The sequence below is a fragment of the Kosakonia sp. genome (genome assembly GCF_032052965.1).
Lineage (GTDB): Bacteria > Pseudomonadota > Gammaproteobacteria > Enterobacterales > Enterobacteriaceae > Kosakonia.
In genome coordinates, this window is sequence record NZ_DAMBVN010000007.1 from 17,632 (window position 1) to 39,294 (window position 21,663).

Below are 21,663 nucleotides of genomic sequence, written 5' to 3' on the forward strand. Positions count from 1 at the left end.
GTCTTTACTCCCGTGATTCAATTGGTGACAATTACCAGCTAGCCTTTTTCAGACCCGGGATTTCACCGCGCATAGCGGATTCACGGACCTTGATACGGCTCAACCCGAACTTCCGCAGGAAACCATGCGGACGACCAGTTTGGCGGCAGCGGTTACGCTGACGAGACGGGCTGGAATCACGCGGCAGACTCTGCAGCTTGAGAACAGCGTTCCAACGATCTTCGTCGGAAGCGTTCACATCAGAAATGATCGCTTTCAGTTCAGCGCGTTTCGCGAAGTATTTTTCAGCTAAAGCTACGCGTTTAACTTCGCGTGCTTTCATAGATTGCTTAGCCATGAAGTAACCCTACCTTACTTGCGGAACGGGAAGTCAAAGGCAGCCAGCAGAGCACGGCCTTCTTCGTCAGATTTCGCAGTAGTGGTAATGGTAATATCCAAACCACGCACGCGGTCGACTTTATCGTAGTCGATTTCTGGGAAGATGATCTGCTCACGGACACCCATGCTGTAGTTACCACGACCGTCGAAAGACTTAGCGGACAAGCCACGGAAGTCACGGATACGCGGTACAGCAATAGTGATCAGGCGCTCAAAGAACTCCCACATGCGTTCGCCACGCAGAGTCACTTTACAGCCGATCGGATAGCCCTGACGGATTTTGAAGCCCGCAACAGATTTGCGCGCTTTGGTGATCAACGGTTTTTGACCGGAGATTGCTGCCAGGTCAGCTGCTGCGTTATCCAGCAGTTTCTTGTCAGCGATCGCTTCACCAACACCCATATTCAGGGTGATCTTCTCGACCCGAGGGACTTGCATGACAGAATTGTAGTTAAACTCAGTCATGAGTTTCTTAACTACTTCGTCTTTGTAGTAATCATGCAGTTTCGCCATCGTACTACTCCAAATTACTTGATAGTTTCGCTGTTAGACTTGAAGAAACGGACTTTTTTGCCGTCTTCGAATCTAAAGCCTACACGGTCGGCCTTGCCGGTTGCCGCATTGAAGATTGCAACGTTAGAAACCTGAATTGCAGCTTCTTTTTCAACGATGCCGCCTGGTTGGTTCAGGGCCGGAACCGGCTTCTGATGTTTCTTAACCAGGTTAATACCTTCAACAATGATCTTGCCGGAAGACAGGACATTTTTTACTTTACCGCGCTTACCTTTATCTTTACCGGTTAACACGATAACTTCGTCATCACGACGGATTTTAGCTGCCATGATTCGCTCCTTAGAGTACTTCTGGTGCCAGAGAGATGATTTTCATAAACTTCTCAGAACGAAGTTCACGAGTAACCGGCCCAAAAATACGCGTACCGATTGGCTGCTCGCTGTTGTTGTTCAGAAGAACACAAGCATTGCCATCGAAGCGAACGACAGAACCGTCAGGGCGACGAACACCCTTCTTGGTGCGCACCACTACCGCCTTCAGCACATCACCTTTTTTGACCTTACCACGCGGAATTGCTTCCTTGATGGTGATCTTGATGATGTCGCCTACGCCTGCGTAGCGACGGTGCGAGCCACCCAGAACCTTGATACACATTACGCGACGTGCACCGGAGTTGTCGGCGACGTTCAGCATAGTCTGTTCTTGGATCATTTCAGTGCTCCGCTAATGTCAACTACTACTGAAGACCCCAGAATCAGGGTCGATAAAAAGCCCCATATTGAGGGCGCGGCATTATAACACCGGTTCTCGGATATGGGTAGAAAAAATAAACGGCTCATCGCTGAGCCGTTTATTCGTTAGAGAACGCGTACTGTATTACAGAACCGCTTTCTCTACAACGCGAACCAGCGTCCAGGACTTAGTCTTGGACAGCGGACGGCATTCGCGGATTTCAACCACGTCACCGGTACCGCATTCGTTGTTCTCGTCATGTACGTGCAGTTTGGTCGTACGTTTGATGAATTTACCGTAGATCGGGTGTTTCACGAAACGTTCGATAGCTACAACAATGGATTTCTCCATTTTGTCGCTAACAACACGACCTTGCAGAGTACGGATTTTATCGGTCATTACGCACCCGCCTTCTCAGTCAGTAAAGTCTTAACGCGTGCGACATCACGACGCACTTGCTTCAACAGGTGAGTCTGTTGCAGCTGGCCACTTGCAGCCTGCATACGCAGGTTGAACTGCTCGCGCAGCAGGTTAAGCAGCTCGGTGTTCAGCTCTTCAACGCTCTTTTCACGCAGCTCTTTTGCTTTCATTACATCACCGTCTTAGTTACAAAGGTGGTTTTAATCGGCAGTTTTGCTGCTGCCAGCTCGAAGGCTTCACGGGCCAGCTCTTCCGGAACACCGTCCATTTCGTACAGGACTTTACCCGGCTGAATCAAGGCAACCCAATACTCCACGTTACCTTTACCTTTACCCATACGAACTTCCAGCGGCTTCTCGGTGATCGGTTTGTCCGGGAATACACGGATCCAGATCTTACCCTGACGCTTAACAGCACGAGTCATAGCACGACGTGCTGCTTCGATCTGACGAGCGGTCAGACGACCACGGCCAACAGCTTTCAGACCGTAAGTGCCGAAGCTCACATCCGTGCCCTGCGCGAGACCACGGTTGCGGCCTTTGTGCACTTTACGGAATTTTGTACGCTTTGGTTGTAACATCAGCGACGCTCCTTATTTACGGCCTTTACGCTGCTGCTTTTTAGGTTGAGCAGCCGGTTTTTCCGGTTGTTCAACTGCAGCCATACCACCAAGGATCTCACCTTTGAAGATCCACACTTTTACGCCGATTACACCATAAGTGGTGTGCGCTTCGGAGGTGTTGTAGTCGATGTCAGCGCGCAGAGTGTGCAGCGGAACGCGACCTTCACGATACCATTCGGTACGTGCGATCTCAGCGCCGCCCAGACGGCCGCTAACTTCAACTTTGATACCTTTAGCGCCCAGACGCATTGCGTTCTGTACAGCACGCTTCATAGCACGACGGAACATAACACGACGTTCCAGCTGAGAAGTGATGCTGTCAGCAACCAATTTTGCGTCCAGTTCAGGTTTACGAACTTCGGCGATATTGATCTGAGCAGGAACGCCAGCGATATCCGCTACGACCTTGCGCAGTTTTTCAACGTCTTCACCTTTTTTACCGATAACGATACCCGGACGAGCGGTGTGAATGGTCACACGGATGCTCTTAGCCGGACGCTCGATAACGATACGAGATACAGACGCTTTAGCCAGTTCTTTAGTCAGGAACTGACGTACTTTAAAGTCGCTGTCCAGGTTGTCAGCGAATTCTTTGGTGTTCGCAAACCAGGTTGAATTCCATGGTTTTACAATACCCAGGCGAATACCATTAGGATGTACTTTCTGACCCATTGCTAGTCTCCAGAGTCTCAGCGATCGGACACAACCACAGTAATGTGGCTGGTGCGCTTCAGGATGCGATCTGCACGACCTTTCGCACGCGGCATAACGCGCTTCATGCTCGGGCCTTCGTCTACGAAAATTTTCGCAACTTTCAGATCGTCAATGTCAGCGCCATCGTTGTGTTCAGCGTTAGCAATGGCAGATTCCAGAACCTTCTTGACCAGTACAGCCGCTTTCTTATTGGTGTAGGTCAGAATATCCAGGGCCTGCGACACTTTCTTACCGCGAATCAGGTCAGCAACAAGGCGAACCTTCTGAGCAGAAGAACGAGCATGGCGATGTTGAGCTAAAGTTTCCATCTCTTCCTCCTACCTTATTTCTTCTTCGCTTTTTTATCAGCAGCGTGGCCGCGATAAGTACGAGTCGGTGCGAATTCACCCAGTTTGTGGCCGACCATTTCGTCGGAAACAAATACCGGAACGTGCTGACGACCATTATGGACAGCGATGGTCAAACCGATCATGTTAGGAAAGATCGTTGAACGACGGGACCAAGTGCGCAGGGGCTTCTTGTCTCCGCTTTCCACCGCTTTCTCTACCTTCTTCAGCAAGTGCAGGTCAATAAAAGGACCTTTCTTGAGAGAACGTGGCATGGCTTATCCTCTAATATTATTTGCTACGGCGACGTACGATGAATTTATCAGTACGCTTGTTGCTGCGGGTCTTCTTACCTTTGGTTTGCAGGCCCCACGGGGATACCGGGTGCTTACCAAAGTTACGACCTTCACCACCACCATGTGGGTGATCGACTGGGTTCATCGCGGTACCGCGAACGGTCGGACGAACACCACGCCAGCGTGCAGCACCTGCTTTACCCAGAACGCGCAGCATATGCTCAGCATTGCCAACTTCGCCCAGAGTAGCGCGGCAATCTGCTTCGACTTTACGCATTTCACCAGAACGCAGACGCAGGGTGACATAAGCACCATCGCGCGCAACGATCTGAACGTAAGTACCAGCGGAACGCGCCAGCTGACCGCCTTTACCTGGTTTCATTTCTACGTTATGAACGGTAGAACCAACCGGGATATTGCGCATCGGCAGGGTGTTGCCTGCTTTGATTGCAGCATCAACGCCAGACTGAATCTGGTCGCCAGCTTTCAGGCCTTTCGGGGCCAGGATGTAACGGCGCTCGCCGTCTTTGTACAGAACCAGCGCGATGTTCGCGGAACGGTTCGGATCGTACTCAAGACGTTCAACAACTGCCGGGATACCATCTTTGTTGCGTTTGAAGTCAACAATACGGTAAGCCTGCTTGTGGCCACCACCGATATGACGAGTGGTGATACGGCCATTGTTGTTACGACCACCGGATTTGCTGTTTTTTTCCAGCAACGGAGCAAACGGTTTGCCCTTGTGCAGCTCAGGGTTAACCACTTTAACTACGTGGCGACGACCCGGAGATGTCGGTTTACATTTAACAACTGCCATTGTATTACTCCTCCGACTTACTCAGCGCCGCCAACGAAGTCCAGATTCTGGCCTTCTTTCAGGGTGACGTAAGCTTTTTTCCAGTCGCTACGACGACCGATACGCTGTCCGTGACGTTTAACTTTCCCTTTAACTACCAGGGTGTTAACGACTTCGACTTCGACTTCAAACAGTTTCTGCACAGCAGCTTTGATTTCTGCTTTGGTCGCGTCTTTAGCAACTTTGAGAACGATGGTGTTTGTTTTTTCCATCGCAGTAGACGCTTTTTCAGAAACGTGCGGTGCGCGCAGCACCTTCAGCAGACGTTCTTCACGAATCATGCCAGCATCTCCTCAACTTGCTTAACAGCATCAGCAGTCATTACGACTTTGTCGAAGGCGATCAGGCTAACCGGGTCGATACCAGTCGCGTCGCGAACGTCAACCTTGTGCAGGTTGCGCGCGGCCAGGAACAGGTTCTCGTCCAGCTCACCGGTGATGATCAGCACATCTTCCAGAGCCATGTCTTTCAGTTTCTGAGCCAGCAGCTTGGTTTTCGGTGCTTCTACAGAGAACTGCTCGACAACGATCAGACGATCCTGACGTACCAGTTCGGACAGGATGCTTTTCAGCGCGCCGCGGTACATCTTTTTGTTAACTTTTTGACTGTGGTCCTGCGGACGCGCAGCGAAGGTCACGCCACCAGAACGCCAGATCGGGCTCTTGATAGAACCAGAACGAGCGCGGCCAGTGCCTTTCTGGCGCCACGGTTTTTTACCGGAACCAGTTACTTCAGCACGGGTCTTCTGAGCACGAGTACCCTGACGAGCACCAGCTGCATAAGCTACAACAACCTGGTGTACCAGCGCTTCGTTAAAGTCACGACCGAAGGTAGTTTCGGAAACAGTCAGCGCGCTCTGCGCGTCTTTCAATACTAATTCCATTGCTATCTCCTCACGCCTTCACAGCTGGTTTAACGATCAGGTCGCTACCGGTTGCACCCGGGACAGCACCTTTAACCAGCAGCAGGTTGCGCTCAGCGTCAACACGTACTACGTCCAGGCTCTGAACGGTTACGCGCTCATTACCCAGCTGACCTGCCATTTTCTTGCCCTTGAACACTTTGCCCGGAGTCTGGTTCTGACCGATAGAACCCGGAACGCGGTGAGACAGGGAGTTACCGTGAGTAGCGTCCTGGGTACGGAAGTTCCAGCGCTTAACGGTACCTGCGAAACCTTTACCTTTAGAGGTGCCAGTTACGTCAACTTTTTTAACTTCAGCAAACAGCTCAACGCTAATGTCCTGACCCACGGTGAATTCTTCGCCGTCAGCCAGACGGAATTCCCACAGACCACGGCCAGCTTCAACGCCAGCTTTAGCGAAGTGACCCGCTTCCGGCTTGGTTACGCGGTTAGCTTTTTTAGCACCGGTGGTAACCTGGATAGCACGGTAGCCATCGTTAGCCAGATCTTTAACCTGAGTAACGCGGTTTGCTTCAACTTCGATAACGGTTACTGGGATAGATACGCCATCTTCAGTGAAGATGCGGGTCATGCCCACTTTTTTACCGACTAAACCAATCATTGTTTCAACCTCTCAATCGCTCGATGACCTGATCAACCCAGGCTGATCTGCACGTCTACACCGGCAGCCAGATCCAGACGCATCAGAGCATCAACGGTTTTCTCGGTTGGCTCAACGATGTCAACCAGACGCTTGTGAGTGCGGATTTCGTACTGATCACGCGCGTCTTTGTTGACGTGCGGGGAGATCAGAACGGTAAAGCGCTCTTTGCGGGTCGGCAGCGGGATCGGACCACGTACTTGCGCACCAGTGCGCTTAGCAGTCTCGACGATTTCGGCGGTTGATTGATCGATCAGACGATGATCAAACGCTTTCAAGCGGATACGGATTCTTTGGTTCTGCATGAGACCAGAGCTCCAATTATTTATAGACGAAAATAATTACTCCTCACACCCATTACGATTGATGGGGGAGTGTAATCGTTCTTACGTAGCCCCCCAATCGGGGGCATTGTTAGCGGCGAAAAGCACCGCTATGGTTCAGATTGAACCACCCGTCATTTACGACAGGCCCGCGCATTATACGCAAATATGCGTCTGGCGCAAGTCCAGTTTAGAAATTAAACAACCTGCGGGCTGGTTCGCAAAGCGAATGCAACTGTAATCGTCCCGCAAAAAAACGCTCGCGGTAATATCCATTTTGATAAAAAGCGCATTTAGCACTGTGTTCCCTATCTGGCACCCTGCCCTCTCAAGATTCGTAAACCTAATCAGGCGTAATCGTTATGCTGTTCTTTGTCTCAGTTTATTTGTGGCTAAACCTGCTTCTTGTCAGATGGGATATTCGCTGTGGTTTGTTGCCGGACCGGTTAACCTGTCCGCTTTTATGGCTGGGTCTCCTCTGGCACTGTACCTCACGTACAATGTTACTCCCCGAGGCCGTGCTGGGTGCTATTGCTGGTTACGTCAGTTTTGCTGCTATTTATTGGGGTTTTCGTTGGCTTTATGGCTATGAAGGGCTTGGATATGGTGATGTTAAATATCTTTCCGCGCTGGGCGCCTGGCATGGCTGGGAAAGTTTACCCGCACTGGTGTGTATTGCCGCCACGCTAGCCTGCGGACTGGTACTGCTCCGGGGGATTGTCTTACGCAGTTTGCAGACAATAAAAAACCCGCTGCCTTTTGGACCATGTCTGGCGGCAGCGGGCTTACTGGTAGGAATTCATACTTTGTTGCAGACTTAATCTTCCACTTTGATTTGCGACTGCAGATAGTTCTGTAGTCCGATTTTGCTGATCAGATCAAGTTCCGTTTCCAGCCAGTCGATGTGATGCTCTTCTTCAGCGAGAATATTGATCATCATGTCGCGGCTAACGTAGTCGTGGACACTGTCCGCATAGGCAATGGCTTCACGCAGATCCTTAGCCCCTTCCAGCTCCAGCCTGAGATCGGATTGCAGCATCTCTTCAACATCTTCACCAATGCCGAGTTTGCCTAAATCCTGCAGATTGGGGATCCCTTCCAGAAATAGAATACGCTCGATATAACGATCGGCGTGTTTCATCTCATCAATGGATTCATGGTATTCGACATCGTTGAGGCGCGTCAGGCCCCAGTTTTTGAACATTCTCGCATGGAGAAAGTACTGGTTTATTGCGACAAGCTCATTTCCCAATAATTTATTGAGATAATTTATGATTTTAACATCACCTTTCATTATGTAGTCCCTCCGCTTCCACTCATTGAAGCGTAGATGGGGCTACAGGGATGTCAAAAAAAAGATAACGCCTCAGGCAATCTCTTTATATTCCGGGATCTGGGTTAACTCGTCCTGCATGATTTCACGTGCGGCACGAATGCATTTTCCACACTGATTTCCGACCGGAACAAACTTGCGAAGCTGTTGAAAGGATTGAGGGTGAAACTGGCGTACAGCCTGGCGAATTTTTTTATCACTTACACCATTACACAAACAAACGTACATGATCACTCCCGTTCAATTTATGCGCAAAAGTGTAAATGAGAATGGTTATGATTACAATAGCACAGACTGTAAAGCTGCGATGTAAGGGCGCACAAAATCGCGAACAATTATTTCTGCCAATGATTCACAGGCAGCAAAAAGGGCGCCGGAGCGCCCTTTTTAATTCAAAGCTAAATAATTAGCTCAGAACTTTAGCAACAACGCCCGCGCCAACGGTACGGCCGCCTTCACGGATTGCGAAACGCAGACCATCGTCCATCGCAATCGGGTGAATCAGGGTAACAACCATTTTGATGTTGTCGCCCGGCATTACCATCTCTACGCCTTCCGGCAGTTCGATGGTGCCAGTCACGTCAGTTGTACGGAAGTAGAACTGCGGACGGTAGCCTTTGAAGAACGGAGTATGACGGCCGCCTTCGTCTTTGGACAGGATATAAACTTCAGATTCGAATTTGGTGTGCGGCTTGATGGAACCCGGCTTAGCCAGTACCTGACCACGTTCGATTTCTTCACGTTTGATACCACGCAGCAGAACACCAACGTTCTCACCAGCACGGCCTTCGTCCAGCAGTTTGCGGAACATTTCTACGCCAGTACAGGTGGATTTCGCGGTGTCTTTGATACCCACGATTTCAACTTCTTCACCCACTTTGATGATACCGCGCTCTACACGACCGGTAACAACGGTACCACGACCGGAGATGGAGAATACGTCTTCGATCGGCAGCAGGAACGGCTTGTCAATCGCACGCTCTGGTTCCGGGATGTAAGAATCCAGGTGGCCAGCCAGTTCGATGATTTTCGCTTCCCACTCTGCGTCGCCTTCCAGCGCTTTCAGAGCAGAACCACGAACGATCGGGGTGTCGTCGCCCGGGAAATCGTACTGAGACAGCAGTTCACGAACTTCCATCTCTACCAGTTCCAGCAGCTCTTCGTCATCAACCATGTCACATTTGTTCAGGAACACGATGATGTACGGAACGCCTACCTGACGACCCAGCAGGATGTGCTCACGGGTCTGCGGCATCGGGCCGTCAGTCGCAGCAACAACCAGGATCGCGCCATCCATCTGAGCAGCACCGGTGATCATGTTTTTAACATAGTCGGCGTGGCCCGGGCAGTCTACGTGTGCGTAGTGGCGAGTCGGGGTGTCATACTCAACGTGAGAAGTGTTGATGGTGATACCACGCGCTTTTTCTTCCGGCGCGTTATCGATCTGGTCGAATGCGCGAGCAGAACCACCGTAGGTTTTAGCCAGAACGGTAGTGATTGCAGCGGTCAGAGTAGTTTTACCATGGTCAACGTGGCCGATTGTGCCGACGTTGACGTGCGGTTTTGTACGTTCAAATTTTTCTTTAGACACGGCTTTATTCCTTACTATAGTGCTCTCCCCTTCTGGAGAGAGCACGGGACTTTGGTTTTAACCCTGAGGCTTATTTACCACGGGCTTCGATTACGGCCTGAGCAACGTTGTTCGGTGCATCATCATACTTCAGGAATTCCATAGTGTATGATGCACGACCTTTGGTCAGAGAACGCAGCTGAGTCGCGTATCCGAACATTTCAGACAGCGGCACTTCAGCGTGAATCTTAACGCCAGTGACTTCAGATTCCTGACCGCGCAGCATACCGCGACGACGGCTCAAGTCACCGATAACGTCACCAGTGTTCTCTTCCGGAGTCTCTACTTCAACCTTCATGATCGGCTCAAGCAGAACTGGTTTCGCTTTCTTAAAGCCATCTTTAAAGGCAATAGACGCAGCCAGTTTAAACGCCAGTTCAGAGGAGTCAACGTCGTGGTAAGAACCGAAGTGCAGACGCACGCCCAGGTCTACTACCGGGTAACCAGCCAGCGGGCCAGATTTCAGCTGCTCCTGGATGCCTTTATCAACGGCCGGGATGTATTCGCCAGGAATTACACCACCTTTGATGTCGTTGATGAACTCGTAACCTTTCGGGTTAGAGCCCGGCTCCAGCGGGTACATGTCGATAACAACATGACCGTACTGACCGCGACCACCAGACTGTTTAGCGTGTTTACCTTCGATATCGGTAACTTTCGCGCGAATCGCTTCGCGGTAAGCAACCTGAGGTTTACCGACGTTCGCTTCAACGTTGAATTCACGTTTCATACGGTCAACGATGATGTCGAGGTGCAGCTCACCCATACCGGCGATAATGGTCTGGTTAGATTCTTCGTCAGTCCATACGCGGAATGACGGGTCCTCTTTCGCCAGACGGCCCAGAGCCAGACCCATTTTTTCCTGGTCAGCTTTGGTTTTCGGTTCTACAGCGATGGAGATTACCGGTTCCGGGAATTCCATACGTTCCAGAATGATCGGATGATCCGGATCACACAGGGTATCACCAGTCGTTACGTCTTTCAGACCGATCGCAGCAGCGATGTCGCCCGCGCGAACTTCTTTGATCTCTTCACGTTTGTTAGCGTGCATCTGTACGATACGACCGAAACGCTCACGTGCACTTTTCACGGAGTTCAGGATGGTATCGCCAGAGTTCACCACACCAGAGTAAACGCGGAAGAAGGTCAGGTTACCTACAAACGGGTCGGTAGCGATTTTGAACGCCAGAGCGGAGAACGGCTCTTCGTCGCTTGCGTGACGCTCAGCCGGCGTATCTTTACCGTCGTCCAGGATACCGTTGATCGCAGGTACGTCAGTCGGGGACGGCAGGTAGTCAACTACCGCATCCAGCATCGCCTGAACACCTTTGTTCTTAAACGCAGAACCACAGGTTACCAGGATGATTTCGTTGTTCAGAACACGCTGACGCAGAGCTTTTTTGATCTCTTCTTCAGTCAGTTCTTCGCCACCCAGGTATTTTTCCATCAGCTCTTCGGAAGCTTCCGCAGCGGATTCGATCAGGTTCTGGTGCCATTCGTCAGCCAGGTCCTGCATCTCAGCCGGGATATCTTCGTATTCGAAGGTTACGCCCTGATCTGCGTCGTTCCAGTTGATGGCTTTCATTTTCACCAGGTCAACAACACCGGTGAAACCTTCTTCAGCACCAATTGCCAGCTGCAGCGGAACCGGGTTCGCGCCCAGACGGGATTTGATCTGACCAACAACTTTCAGGAAGTTAGCGCCCATGCGGTCCATTTTATTAACGAACGCAATGCGCGGAACTTTATATTTGTTAGCCTGACGCCATACGGTTTCAGACTGCGGCTGAACACCACCAACTGCGCAGTAAACCATTACCGCACCGTCAAGAACACGCATGGAACGTTCTACTTCGATGGTGAAGTCAACGTGCCCCGGGGTGTCGATGATGTTTACGCGATGCGGTTCATACTGCTTCGCCATACCAGACCAGAATGCAGTAGTCGCTGCGGAGGTAATGGTAATACCACGCTCCTGCTCCTGCTCCATCCAGTCCATGGTTGCGGCGCCGTCATGAACTTCACCGATTTTGTGGTTTACACCGGTGTAGAACAGAATACGTTCGGTAGTCGTGGTTTTACCGGCGTCGATGTGCGCACTGATACCGATGTTACGGTAGCGTGCGATGGGTGTTGTACGAGCCATTTGATTCCTCGTTTGTGTCTTTTAGGCGTTCAGAATTAAGTTGCCAAACGGCGGGCGACTTACTTGAAGCGCCCGCCAGTTGACTAAAACTCCGAAGGGATTACCAACGGTAGTGTGCGAACGCCTTGTTGGCTTCGGCCATACGGTGAACGTCTTCACGTTTCTTAACTGCAGTACCTTTGTTGTCTGCAGCATCAGAAAGTTCGTTCGCCAGGCGCAGAGCCATGGATTTATCACCGCGTTTACGAGCAGCTTCAACGATCCAACGCATTGCCAGGGCATTGCGGCGAACCGGACGTACTTCAACCGGAACCTGATAAGTAGAACCACCAACGCGGCGAGACTTAACTTCGACAGTCGGGCGCACGTTTTCGAGAGCGACTTCGAAAGCTTCCAGTTCATTTTTACCAGAACGCTGAGCCAGGGTCTCCAGCGCGCTGTATACGATTGATTCTGCAGTAGATTTTTTACCGTCTACCATCAGGATATTTACAAATTTAGCCAGCAGTTCTGATCCGAACTTCGGATCCGGCAGAATTTTACGCTGACCAATAACACGACGACGTGGCATGGAAATACTCCGTTGTTAATTCAGGATTGTCCAAAACTCTAAGAGTTTAGTTTGACATTAAGTTAAAACAGTTTGGCCTTACTTAACGGAGAACCATTAAGCCTTAGGACGTTTCACGCCGTATTTGGAACGAGATTGCTTACGGTCTTTAACACCGGAGCAGTCAAGCGCGCCACGTACAGTGTGGTAACGAACACCCGGGAGGTCTTTTACACGACCGCCACGGATCAGGATCACGGAGTGCTCCTGCAGGTTGTGACCTTCACCACCGATGTAGGAAGTCACTTCGAAACCGTTAGTCAGACGAACACGGCATACTTTACGCAGCGCGGAGTTCGGTTTTTTCGGGGTGGTAGTATATACGCGAGTACATACACCACGTTTTTGCGGGCATGCTTCCAGCGCCGGAACGTTGCTTTTTGCAACTTTGCGTGCGCGTGGTTTGCGTACCAGCTGGTTAACTGTTGCCATTAAATAGCTCCTGGTTTTAGCTTTTGCTTCGTAAACACGTAATAAAACGACCTCATATAATATGAGGACGCAGAATTTTATGGCTGTGCTGAAAAGGTGTCAAGAAATATACAGCGATCACACATTACCAACGCATCTGAGCGTCATGTTTTATCGCCAGACTCACGAAATCAGTATAGCCAACCCTGGCGACACTGCTCGAAATTTGACCAGAAAGACCACGTGCATCAACGTCTTCACTCAGCACGTGTAGCGATATGGGGGCATTACGCAATAAGTCAATGAAACGCCCGCCTTCCAGCGCCGCCGTCACGCCATCGGACAGCAACAAAAGATCGTCGCCCGGGCGTACCAGGCGCAACAGCGCAGCCATATCACACTGCCAGGGCGATTGAGATAACGTATGCAGCATAGGAGCCTCAAAAAGTCATCACGACGGTGTATTCATTAAGTCGCTCACGCAGCGCATCCGGCTCCAGCCGCTGAATCGGCAACACAAATGCCGTCTCCTCGCCCAGTCCTCGCTCACGTAGCGAAGCCGCACATAGCCAGCACTGCTCAATGTCATAAAGAGGCAGAACTTTAAATGTCGCAATGTAGTCCCGTGCCAGGATCCGATCCGGCTGCTGGTTCGCCAGCAGTTGAAAAACGCCATCGCCAACGAAGAACACGCCAATGTCATCCGTCAATGCAGAGGTTGCCAGCAGGGCATCCAGCCCTTCGCGCCCGGCAGAAGAGCCATGCGGCGCAGAGGTAAAAACAAAGGCAATACGTTTCATCAGAACTGCACCACCCGATCGCAGGAAAGCGCCGCTTCTGCCAGCGCGCCCAGTCCGGTCAGCGAAAACCCGGCTTGAAGATTAGCGCCCGGCAACGTCAGTCGTTGTGCTTCCATGTCGTCGACAACGCCGCGGCGCAGCGCGGCGGCGACACAGATATGCAGCTCAACCTGCTGTTCGTCATGCAACCGTTGCCACGCACGAACCAGATCATATTCATCGCTGGCGGGCGCGGTGAGCGCATTCGCATTGCTCACCCCTTCGCGGTAGAAAAACACACTAACCAGCGTATGACCAGCCGCCAACAGCGCCAGTGCAAATTGATACGCGCTGCTGGCCTGCTGCGTACCATACGCCGGGCCGGTGACCATAAGGGCAAAACGCATTAACGGTCAGGCCCGGAAAAATCGCCGCTTTTGAACTGACGAATATAGAGATACACCGTGTGCTTGGAGATGTTCAGACGGTCAGCTACCTGGTTAATGGCGTCTTTGATGTCAAAGATACCTTTCTCATACAAATTCAACACAATCTGCCGGTTTTTGGCATTGTTGGAAACGTTACGATCGGCATTGACCTCTTCAATCGTGAATTCCAGCGTTTGCATTACCAGATCTTCCACAGAGGAGGCAAAGTTAACGGAGGAGCCGACATCCGGGGTTTCCGGCGGAATAAACGTGCTCATGATTTGCGAGAACGGTACATCGAGGTTCATGTTAATGCACAACAGACCAATCACCCGGTGGTCGCGATTGCGGATCGCGATCGTTTCCGATTTCATCAGCACGCCGCTTTTCGCGCGCGTGAAGTAGCACTTAGACACGCTGCTGTCCGCGCCGGTCATATCGTGCAGCATGCGCAAGGCAAGATCGGTGATAGGTGAGCCAATTTTACGCCCTGTGTGTTCACCGTTCGCAATGCGGATGGCGGAACATTTCAGATCCTGCAGGGAGTGCAAAACGATTTCGCAGTGGGACCCAATGAGCATCGCTAACCCGTCCACTACCGCTTCATAGGATTTGAGGATATCGAAGTCGGTTTGGTCGAAAGGACGTTGATCCAATAAGTCTAGCTCACTGGTTTCGTTGGTTAAGAGCGACCTGGACATGAAAAAAAACACTCCTTTTCAGGAGCCTGTCGTTATGTTTTCAGGGCAGGCTCAGTAATTACATGGGGATCTAAATTAATACATCGTAGGTTAGGCTTGCCAGAATTATATCTTCACTGCAAAAAAAAACGCCGCCCGAAGGCGGCGTTGCTCACAGATTTATTTCTTACTGGTGTCTTCCGCTTTCGCGTCCGCGGCTTTATCGCCTGCGGCTGGTGCTGCTGCTGGCGCCGCAGCATCCGCTTTTGGTGCCGCTTTGATATCCAGCAGCTCTACGTCAAAGACCAGCGTAGAGTTAGCCGGAATACCCGGAACGCCTGTTTTGCCGTAAGCCAGTGCTGGTGGGATAACCAGCTTGATCTTGCCGCCTTTCTTGATATTTTTCAGGCCTTCGGTCCAGCCAGGGATCACGCCATCCAGGCGGAAGGAGAGCGGCTCGCCACGGGTATAAGAGTTATCAAACTCTTTACCGTCAATCAGCGTACCTTTGTAGTTCACCACCACGGTATCGCTGTCTTTCGGCGCATCGCCAGTACCTTCTTTCTCAACTTTGTACAGCAGGCCGGTGTCAGACGTTTTCACACCCTTCTCTTTTGCAAAGGTATCGCGGAAGGCTTTGCCTTTTGCTTCGTTATCGGCTGCGTCTTTTTCCATACGATCCTGGGCAGCGGTTTTCACGCGCGTCTCAAACGCCTGTAGAGTCTGCTCGATTTCCTGGTCAGTCAGTTTGCTCTTATCAGCAAACGCATCCTGGACGCCTTTAATCAGCAGGTCTTTGTCCAGTTTGATACCCAGTTTTTCCTGCTCTTTCAGGGAATTCTCCATGTAGCGGCCCAGCGACGCGCCCAGTGCATAGGCGGATTTCTGGTCATCATTTTTGAATGCCGCTTTGCTGTCAGCTGCTGCAGCAGTGTCTTTCTTTGCGGCATCCGCAGCGAAAGAAATCGGTGCATGAAGTGCTACGGCCATGGTGGTCGCCAGCAGCGTGACTTTAAACAGTGATTTCATCCATCTCTCCAGGGGCCGGGGCATCTCGCCCCAGGGTTAAACATAAGTAAGTAAGGAACGTACTATAAAGCGTTGCGGGGGAAATCAACATAAGGACGCCGCCCGAATTCACCTGTTTTGAGACTATTTTTGTTTAAATAAGTTTCTGCTTTTCTGTCCCGACGCTGGATCGCGCGGCAAAGTTCAGTAAAATCCCGCCCGATGAATAAAAACCCGTCTGGACGCTAACCCGAGGTGAAAAATGCAAGAACGAACGACAGAAGCGCGACTGGCGGAACTGGAAAGCCGACTGGCCTTTCAGGAGATAACCATTGAAGAGCTGAATAAGACAGTCACTGCGCATGAGCTGGAAATGGCGAAGCTGCGTGACCACATTCGCTTGATGGTGGAAAAACTGAAAGCCAGCCAGCCTTCGCAAATGGCCTCGCCGTCAGAAGAGACGCCTCCGCCTCACTATTAAGGCGTAAAAAAAGCGGGTTTCCCCGCTTTTTTAATACGCTATCAACACACCTGAAGTGCGAAAGACAACGCCTGTTAGTGGCAACCGCAACCGCCGTGACCACCGCAACCACCTTTACCGTGGTCGTGATCATGATCGTGGCCGTGACCGCCACAGCAGCCATCGTGATCGTGGTCATGATCGTGACCATGCGCACCGTGAACATGACCATGCGCCAGTTCTTCTTCGGTTGCTTCGCGGATAGCGACAACTTCCACGTTGAACTTCAGGTTCTGGCCAGCCAGCATGTGGTTACCGTCAACCACCACGTGGTCATCTTCCACTTCGGTGATTTCTACCGGCACCGGACCCTGGTCGGTTTCCGCCAGGAAGCGCATGCCAACCTGCAGTTCGTCAACGCCCATAAAGACGTCTTTCGGTACGCGCTGTACCAGGTTTTCGTCGTACTGACCGTAAGCGTCATTCGCGCCAACAGCCACATCGAATTTGTCGCCGACTTCGTGACCGTCCAGCGCGTTTTCCAGACCAGAGATCAGGGAACCGTGACCGTGCAGATAGTCCAGCGGTGCACTCACCGGAGACTCATCAACCAATACACCGTCTTCTGTACGTACCTGATAGGCCAGGCTGACCACCAGGTCTTTTGCTACTTTCATGATATCTCCTGAGCGTGGGAAAATTACTGGCGCAGATTGTAGCGGAATTCTGCACCCGTGTACCCTTTAGCTTAAAAAAACCTGCCTGATATCGCTAGTCCGGATGAAAAATCCCGATCACTTGCTCATCTTTGCGCACATGTTCTTTTGCTTCTTTATCTGCTTCGCGCATGTGATGACCACACTTAACACACTCAACAATATCGACATTATTTTCGCGCCACATTGCCATCGAATCCTTCGCCTGGCATGCCGGGCAAACAGCCCCGGCGATAAAACGTTTACGTACAGCCATTCGGATCCCCTTATTCAAACTCGTCCCAGCCATCCAGCTGACGACGCTCTTGCTGCATTTCACGCTGGAAAATCTCCTCCAGCTCGCGTCGCGCCTCGCGCACGCGGGAAATTTGCACCGTATCAGTATGCACCGGCATTAACTCCCGCAGCATCCGCATATCAAGACGCTTAAAGTGCAGCTGCGCACGTTGCGCCTGATGTGGGTGCATACCCAAGGAAATTAGGGCCTTACGACCCAATTCCAGCGCACTGGAGAAGGTTTCACGGGAAAACTGTGTCACGCCAGCTTGTAACAGTTCATGCGCTTCGACACGTCCGCGCGCCCGCGCCAGAATCGCAAGATGGGGAAAGTGCTGCTGGCAAATCTCGACCAGTTTCATCGTGTCCAGCGGGTCGTTACAGGTGATCACTATGGATTGCGCCGCTTCCGCCCCTGCCGAACGCAGCAGTTCCACCTGCGTCGCGTCGCCGTAGTAGACCTTGTAGCCGTATTTACGCATCAGGTTAACGGCGCTGATATCACGTTCCAGCACCGTGATGCGCATTTTGTTCGCCATTAACAGGCGACCAATGACCTGACCAAAACGACCAAATCCCACCACAATAACCTGCGGTTTATCGTCGTCTACCCAGGGCGCTTCGTCTTCATCTTCGGGCGCGTTAAACCGCCGCGAAAGAGCCTTATCAATGCCGCGCATCAACAGCGGTGTGGTCATCATTGAAAGTGTTACGGTGACCAGCAACAGCGCCATTTGATCATTCTGAAACAGTCGCTGAGAGGAAGCCGAAGAGAAGAGCACGAAAGCAAACTCCCCGCCCTGACTTAACACACCGGCAAACTGCATACGCTCTGAACTGCGCAAACCATACAGGCGTGCCAGCATATAGAGCACCAGCGTTTTTACCGCCACCAGCACCGCAACGCTCAGCACCACCCATAATAAATGGGTATAGAGCACGCCCAGATTTAACGCCATACCCACCGAGATAAAGAACAGCCCGAGCAGCAAGCCTTTAAACGGCTCAATGGCGATCTCCAGCTCGTGCCGGTATTCACTTTCCGCCAGTAAAACCCCGGCGATAAAAGTACCGAGCGCCATCGACAGTCCCAACGCATCCATAAATAATGCCGAGCCGAGCACCAGTAACAACGTCGCAGCGGTAAAGACCTCCCGCACGCCAGAACTGGCAATAAAGCGGAACACCGGGCGTAGCAGATAGCGGCCACCCAATAACATGCCGGCAAACGCCAGCACCTTCATGCCCACTTTCATCCAGTCCAGATGCTCATCGCCGTTACCGGCCAGCAGCGGCACCAGCGCAAGCGCTGGAATCACCGCCAGATCCTGGAACAACAACACCGAAAATCCCAGTTGCCCGGACTCGCTGCGATTCATCCCTTTGTCGCGCATCAGTTGCAGCGCCATGGCCGTTGAGGACATCGCCAGACCAATACCGCCAATGACTGCCGCCTGCCAGGAGAACTGCGTCAACATCAATAAACCGGCCAGTATCGCCGCACTCAACAATACCTGAGCAGCGCCGACGCCAAAAATAGAGCGCCGCAACTCCCAAAGCTTGCTCGGATTCAGCTCCAGTCCGATGATAAACATCAGAAACACGACGCCCAGCTCGGAAAAGTGGAGGATCTCATCCACATCGCTGATGAAGCCCAGCCCCCACGGGCCAATGGCAATCCCGGCCAGCAAATATCCCAGCACTGCGCCAATCCCTAAGCGCGCGGCAAGCGGTACGGCGACCACCGCTGCAAACAGAAACAGCACTCCCGCCAGTAACAGATCGGAACCTTCCATCAACGACCTCCGACGGGCAGGGGTGACACCAGCCAGTCGCCGTAGGCTTTGGCGTGGTTTGCCAGCTCCTGCGGTGGCTGCCTGCGCGCCCAATAAATAATGATCGGACTCAGCCAGTGCATGCGGCACATAGCCGCCGTTAACTCAAAAGGGCGCAGAATATCACTCATCGGATAGCGGTTCAGGCCATCGTGCCGATACGCCGTTTCCGGCTCCCCGGTGGTGATCACGCTGCGCCAGTACTTTCCGGCCAGTTGATTCCCGCCGGTGCCACTGGCAAAACCCCGGCTTAACACCCGATCCAGCCACTCTTTGAGCAGCGCCGGGCAGCTGTAGGTATAAAGCGGATGCTGGAACACGATAACGTCATGCTCGCGCAGTAACGCCTGCTCGTAAGGAATATCAATAAAAAAATCGGGATAACGGGCATACAGATCATGCACCGTTACGTTTTGCAGTTGCGTTGCCGGCTTAAGCAAAACCCGGTTTGCAACCGAGTCCTGTGATTCCGGATGGGCATACAGCAGCAACACTTTCGCTGTCTGCGACATCTATTTCCCTCCCGGGTGTCGTACTTGTCATGCTTCTGGTTAGCAGCCTGATGGCGCGGCCAGAATGCTTTTGTCTATCGTCTTCATTTTGGGCTACCATTGCGGCCCCGGTACGGCGTTTGGCCGTAACCTTACATTATCATAATGACAAATTAACATAGTCTGAACATACGGCGCCTTATGATTGTTTTCTCCTCGTTACAAATTCGTCGCGGCGTGCGTGTCCTGTTGGACAACGCCACAGCCACCATTAATCCGGGCCAGAAAGTCGGTCTGGTGGGCAAAAACGGCTGCGGTAAATCGACACTGCTGTCGCTGCTGAAAAACGAGATTGGCGCCGACGGCGGCAGCTTCAGCTTTCCGGGCACCTGGCAACTGGCATGGGTCAACCAGGAAACGCCGGCGCTCAGCGCAGCGGCAATAGAGTATGTGATAGACGGCGATCGCGAATATCGCCAGTTGGAAGCACAGTTGAATGCCGCCAACGAGCGTAACGACGGTCACGCCATTGCTACCGTGCACGGTAAACTCGACGCTATCGATGCGTGGACCATTCGCTCACGCGCTTCAAGTCTGCTGCACGGTCTGGGCTTCAGCAATGAACAACTTGAGCGTCCGGTGAGCGACTTCTCCGGCGGCTGGCGGATGCGCTTGAACCTCGCCCAGGCGCTGATTTGCCGTTCCGATTTACTGCTGCTTGATGAACCGACCAACCATCTCGATCTGGATGCCGTGATCTGGCTGGAAAGGTGGCTAAAAAGTTATCAGGGTACGTTGATCCTCATTTCCCATGACCGTGACTTCCTCGACCCCGTCGTGGACAAAATTTTGCATATTGAGCAGCAAAGCCTGTTCGAATATACCGGCAACTACAGCTCCTTTGAGCGTCAGCGCGCCACACGACTGGCCCAGCAGCAGGCCACCTACGAAAGCCAGCAACAGCGCGTGGCGCATCTGCAGAGCTTTATCGATCGCTTCAAAGCCAAGGCCAGTAAAGCGAAACAAGCGCAGAGCCGAATCAAAATGCTTGAGCGCATGGAGCTGATCGCCCCGGCGCACGTCGACAACCCGTTCCACTTCAGCTTCCGTGCGCCAGAAAGCCTGCCCAATCCCTTATTAAAAATGGAGAAAGTCAGCGCGGGTTACGGCGAACGCACCATTCTCGATGCCATCAAGCTCAACCTGGTGCCAGGCTCGCGTATTGGCCTGTTGGGGCGTAACGGCGCGGGGAAATCGACGCTGATTAAATTGCTGGCCGGGGAACTGTCAGCACAACGGGGTGAAATTGGGCTGGCGAAAGGCATCAAGCTCGGCTACTTCGCTCAGCACCAGCTGGAATTTTTACGCGCTGACGAGTCGCCATTGCAGCACCTTGCACGCCTTGCACCGCAGGAGCTGGAGCAAAAGCTGCGCGATTACCTTGGCGGTTTTGGTTTCCAGGGCGATAAAGTCACCGAAGTGACAGAACGCTTTTCCGGCGGCGAAAAGGCCCGTCTGGTACTGGCGCTGATTGTCTGGCAGCGTCCAAACCTGCTGCTGCTTGATGAGCCGACCAACCATCTTGATCTGGACATGCGTCAGGCGCTGACCGAAGCGCTAATCGAGTTTGAAGGCGCGCTGGTGGTGGTTTCGCACGATCGTCATCTGATCCGCTCCACCACCGATGATCTCTACCTGGTGCATGACGGCAAAGTCGAGCCGTTCGCCGGCGACCTGGAGGATTATCAGCAGTGGCTGAGCGATGTGCAAAAGCAGGAGAGCCAGCCCGCAGACGCCGCCGCCAAAGACAGCGGCAACAGCGCCCAGGCGCGGAAAGACCAGAAACGTCGCGAAGCGGAACTGCGCACGCAAACCCAGCCGCTGCGTAAAGAGATAACCCGTCTGGAAAAGGAGATGGAAAAGCTCAATGCCCAACTGGCGCAGGCGGAAGAGAAACTCGGCGACAGCGGTTTATACGATCAAAGCCGTAAAGCGGAACTGACCACCTGCCTGCAACAACAAGCGGCGGCAAAAGCCGGGCTTGAAGAGTGCGAAATGGCATGGCTGGAAGCGCACGAACAACTGGAAGCCATGCTGCAAGGGGACTAAATGCAGCCG

General features: G+C 52.3%; 33 protein-coding genes. 3 read left to right on the top strand and 30 right to left on the bottom strand.

Features of this window, described 5'->3' with window-relative positions; all coding sequences use genetic code 11:
- Positions 1-31: 31 nt before the first annotated feature.
- The 15 genes from rpsN to rpsJ all read right to left on the bottom strand — a co-directional run bounded on the left by rpsN (position 32) and on the right by rpsJ (position 6,724).
- The gene (rpsN, locus tag RTX30_RS10615; protein ID WP_007369817.1) at positions 32-337 is read right to left on the bottom strand and encodes a 30S ribosomal protein S14; all 306 of its coding nucleotides are present in this window, start codon (positions 335-337) and stop codon (positions 32-34) included.
- Between the two features lie 14 nt (positions 338-351).
- Positions 352-891 carry a 50S ribosomal protein L5 gene (gene rplE / locus RTX30_RS10620; RefSeq protein WP_001096200.1) on the bottom strand — a complete coding sequence of 180 codons (540 nt, stop codon included), beginning with the start codon at positions 889-891 and terminating at the stop codon, positions 352-354.
- 14 nt (positions 892-905) lie between these two features.
- Positions 906-1,220, bottom strand: coding sequence for a 50S ribosomal protein L24 (rplX, locus tag RTX30_RS10625; protein WP_007369816.1), 315 nt, complete (start codon positions 1,218-1,220; stop codon positions 906-908).
- A gap of 10 nt (positions 1,221-1,230) precedes the next feature.
- Positions 1,231-1,602 carry a 50S ribosomal protein L14 gene (gene rplN / locus RTX30_RS10630; protein ID WP_004388611.1) on the bottom strand — a complete coding sequence of 124 codons (372 nt, stop codon included), beginning with the start codon at positions 1,600-1,602 and terminating at the stop codon, positions 1,231-1,233.
- Between the two features lie 165 nt (positions 1,603-1,767).
- Complete coding sequence (rpsQ, locus tag RTX30_RS10635) at positions 1,768-2,022, bottom strand: 30S ribosomal protein S17 (RefSeq protein WP_003031120.1); 255 nt, start codon at positions 2,020-2,022, stop codon at positions 1,768-1,770.
- Positions 2,022-2,213: a 50S ribosomal protein L29 gene (rpmC, locus tag RTX30_RS10640; RefSeq protein ID WP_004388609.1), complete on the bottom strand. Its 192-nt coding sequence runs from the start codon at positions 2,211-2,213 to the stop codon at positions 2,022-2,024. Before rpmC ends, rpsQ begins: the two co-directional genes overlap by 1 nt.
- Positions 2,213-2,623, bottom strand: a complete 411-nt coding sequence (rplP, locus tag RTX30_RS10645) for a 50S ribosomal protein L16 (RefSeq protein ID WP_007369814.1) — start codon at positions 2,621-2,623, stop codon at positions 2,213-2,215. Before rplP ends, rpmC begins: the two co-directional genes overlap by 1 nt.
- 12 nt (positions 2,624-2,635) lie before the next feature.
- Positions 2,636-3,337, bottom strand: a complete 702-nt coding sequence (rpsC, locus tag RTX30_RS10650; protein WP_004846598.1) for a 30S ribosomal protein S3 — start codon at positions 3,335-3,337, stop codon at positions 2,636-2,638.
- Positions 3,338-3,354: 17 nt separating this feature from the next.
- The gene (gene rplV / locus RTX30_RS10655) at positions 3,355-3,687 is read right to left on the bottom strand and encodes a 50S ribosomal protein L22 (RefSeq protein WP_007369813.1); all 333 of its coding nucleotides are present in this window, start codon (positions 3,685-3,687) and stop codon (positions 3,355-3,357) included.
- Positions 3,688-3,701: 14 nt separating this feature from the next.
- A complete protein-coding gene (gene rpsS / locus RTX30_RS10660) occupies positions 3,702-3,980 on the bottom strand; it encodes a 30S ribosomal protein S19 (protein ID WP_001138115.1) in 279 nt (92 codons plus the stop codon).
- Positions 3,981-3,996: 16 nt separating this feature from the next.
- A complete protein-coding gene (gene rplB, locus RTX30_RS10665; RefSeq protein ID WP_002919786.1) occupies positions 3,997-4,818 on the bottom strand; it encodes a 50S ribosomal protein L2 in 822 nt (273 codons plus the stop codon).
- A 17-nt stretch (positions 4,819-4,835) separates the two neighbouring features.
- Positions 4,836-5,138 carry a 50S ribosomal protein L23 gene (gene rplW, locus RTX30_RS10670; protein ID WP_000617546.1) on the bottom strand — a complete coding sequence of 101 codons (303 nt, stop codon included), beginning with the start codon at positions 5,136-5,138 and terminating at the stop codon, positions 4,836-4,838.
- Positions 5,135-5,740, bottom strand: a complete 606-nt coding sequence (gene rplD / locus RTX30_RS10675; protein ID WP_007369811.1) for a 50S ribosomal protein L4 — start codon at positions 5,738-5,740, stop codon at positions 5,135-5,137. The genes rplW and rplD overlap by 4 nt, the downstream gene beginning before the upstream one ends.
- A 10-nt stretch (positions 5,741-5,750) precedes the next feature.
- Positions 5,751-6,380 carry a 50S ribosomal protein L3 gene (gene rplC / locus RTX30_RS10680; RefSeq protein ID WP_017460069.1) on the bottom strand — a complete coding sequence of 210 codons (630 nt, stop codon included), beginning with the start codon at positions 6,378-6,380 and terminating at the stop codon, positions 5,751-5,753.
- A 32-nt stretch (positions 6,381-6,412) separates the two neighbouring features.
- Positions 6,413-6,724 (bottom strand): 30S ribosomal protein S10, encoded by a 312-nt coding sequence (gene rpsJ, locus RTX30_RS10685; protein WP_001181005.1) that lies wholly within the window; start codon positions 6,722-6,724, stop codon positions 6,413-6,415.
- 380 nt (positions 6,725-7,104) lie between these two features.
- Here rpsJ and RTX30_RS10690 point away from each other — a divergent pair, with 380 nt between their 5' ends.
- Complete coding sequence (locus RTX30_RS10690) at positions 7,105-7,563, top strand: A24 family peptidase (RefSeq protein WP_312689570.1); 459 nt, start codon at positions 7,105-7,107, stop codon at positions 7,561-7,563.
- On the opposite strand, the gene bfr is transcribed toward RTX30_RS10690, so the two are convergent.
- The 11 genes from bfr to fkpA all read right to left on the bottom strand — a co-directional run bounded on the left by bfr (position 7,560) and on the right by fkpA (position 15,788).
- Positions 7,560-8,036, bottom strand: coding sequence for a bacterioferritin (bfr, locus tag RTX30_RS10695; protein WP_312689572.1), 477 nt, complete (start codon positions 8,034-8,036; stop codon positions 7,560-7,562). The genes RTX30_RS10690 and bfr overlap by 4 nt on opposite strands.
- Positions 8,037-8,108: 72 nt before the next feature.
- The gene (bfd, locus tag RTX30_RS10700; protein WP_061706976.1) at positions 8,109-8,303 is read right to left on the bottom strand and encodes a bacterioferritin-associated ferredoxin; all 195 of its coding nucleotides are present in this window, start codon (positions 8,301-8,303) and stop codon (positions 8,109-8,111) included.
- A gap of 178 nt (positions 8,304-8,481) precedes the next feature.
- A complete protein-coding gene (gene tuf, locus RTX30_RS10705) occupies positions 8,482-9,666 on the bottom strand; it encodes an elongation factor Tu (RefSeq protein ID WP_312689577.1) in 1,185 nt (394 codons plus the stop codon).
- Between the two features lie 70 nt (positions 9,667-9,736).
- Positions 9,737-11,851: an elongation factor G gene (gene fusA, locus RTX30_RS10710; RefSeq protein WP_312689579.1), complete on the bottom strand. Its 2,115-nt coding sequence runs from the start codon at positions 11,849-11,851 to the stop codon at positions 9,737-9,739.
- A gap of 100 nt (positions 11,852-11,951) precedes the next feature.
- Positions 11,952-12,422 carry a 30S ribosomal protein S7 gene (rpsG, locus tag RTX30_RS10715; RefSeq protein ID WP_035894363.1) on the bottom strand — a complete coding sequence of 157 codons (471 nt, stop codon included), beginning with the start codon at positions 12,420-12,422 and terminating at the stop codon, positions 11,952-11,954.
- A gap of 96 nt (positions 12,423-12,518) precedes the next feature.
- Complete coding sequence (gene rpsL, locus RTX30_RS10720; RefSeq protein WP_003023654.1) at positions 12,519-12,893, bottom strand: 30S ribosomal protein S12; 375 nt, start codon at positions 12,891-12,893, stop codon at positions 12,519-12,521.
- A 124-nt stretch (positions 12,894-13,017) separates the two neighbouring features.
- The gene (tusB, locus tag RTX30_RS10725; RefSeq protein WP_312689581.1) at positions 13,018-13,305 is read right to left on the bottom strand and encodes a sulfurtransferase complex subunit TusB; all 288 of its coding nucleotides are present in this window, start codon (positions 13,303-13,305) and stop codon (positions 13,018-13,020) included.
- Between the two features lie 7 nt (positions 13,306-13,312).
- A complete protein-coding gene (tusC, locus tag RTX30_RS10730; RefSeq protein ID WP_312689583.1) occupies positions 13,313-13,672 on the bottom strand; it encodes a sulfurtransferase complex subunit TusC in 360 nt (119 codons plus the stop codon).
- Complete coding sequence (tusD, locus tag RTX30_RS10735) at positions 13,672-14,058, bottom strand: sulfurtransferase complex subunit TusD (RefSeq protein WP_312689585.1); 387 nt, start codon at positions 14,056-14,058, stop codon at positions 13,672-13,674. Before tusD ends, tusC begins: the two co-directional genes overlap by 1 nt.
- Positions 14,058-14,780 (bottom strand): transcriptional regulator, encoded by a 723-nt coding sequence (locus tag RTX30_RS10740; protein WP_312689587.1) that lies wholly within the window; start codon positions 14,778-14,780, stop codon positions 14,058-14,060. Before RTX30_RS10740 ends, tusD begins: the two co-directional genes overlap by 1 nt.
- A gap of 159 nt (positions 14,781-14,939) precedes the next feature.
- Positions 14,940-15,788 carry an FKBP-type peptidyl-prolyl cis-trans isomerase gene (fkpA, locus tag RTX30_RS10745; protein ID WP_312689589.1) on the bottom strand — a complete coding sequence of 283 codons (849 nt, stop codon included), beginning with the start codon at positions 15,786-15,788 and terminating at the stop codon, positions 14,940-14,942.
- 241 nt (positions 15,789-16,029) lie between these two features.
- Here fkpA and RTX30_RS10750 point away from each other — a divergent pair, with 241 nt between their 5' ends.
- A complete protein-coding gene (locus tag RTX30_RS10750; protein WP_312689591.1) occupies positions 16,030-16,248 on the top strand; it encodes a SlyX family protein in 219 nt (72 codons plus the stop codon).
- Positions 16,249-16,322: 74 nt separating this feature from the next.
- Here RTX30_RS10750 and slyD read toward each other — a convergent pair whose 3' ends face one another.
- The 4 genes from slyD to kefG all read right to left on the bottom strand — a co-directional run bounded on the left by slyD (position 16,323) and on the right by kefG (position 19,566).
- Positions 16,323-16,904, bottom strand: coding sequence for a peptidylprolyl isomerase (gene slyD / locus RTX30_RS10755; RefSeq protein ID WP_312689593.1), 582 nt, complete (start codon positions 16,902-16,904; stop codon positions 16,323-16,325).
- A gap of 94 nt (positions 16,905-16,998) precedes the next feature.
- Positions 16,999-17,199, bottom strand: coding sequence for a YheV family putative zinc ribbon protein (locus RTX30_RS10760; RefSeq protein ID WP_312689595.1), 201 nt, complete (start codon positions 17,197-17,199; stop codon positions 16,999-17,001).
- A 10-nt stretch (positions 17,200-17,209) separates the two neighbouring features.
- Positions 17,210-19,015 carry a glutathione-regulated potassium-efflux system protein KefB gene (kefB, locus tag RTX30_RS10765; protein ID WP_312689596.1) on the bottom strand — a complete coding sequence of 602 codons (1,806 nt, stop codon included), beginning with the start codon at positions 19,013-19,015 and terminating at the stop codon, positions 17,210-17,212.
- Positions 19,015-19,566, bottom strand: a complete 552-nt coding sequence (gene kefG, locus RTX30_RS10770; RefSeq protein WP_312689597.1) for a glutathione-regulated potassium-efflux system ancillary protein KefG — start codon at positions 19,564-19,566, stop codon at positions 19,015-19,017. The genes kefB and kefG overlap by 1 nt, the downstream gene beginning before the upstream one ends.
- A gap of 180 nt (positions 19,567-19,746) precedes the next feature.
- Here kefG and RTX30_RS10775 point away from each other — a divergent pair, with 180 nt between their 5' ends.
- A complete protein-coding gene (locus RTX30_RS10775; RefSeq protein WP_312689598.1) occupies positions 19,747-21,654 on the top strand; it encodes an ABC transporter ATP-binding protein in 1,908 nt (635 codons plus the stop codon).
- Positions 21,655-21,663 lie beyond the last annotated feature (9 nt).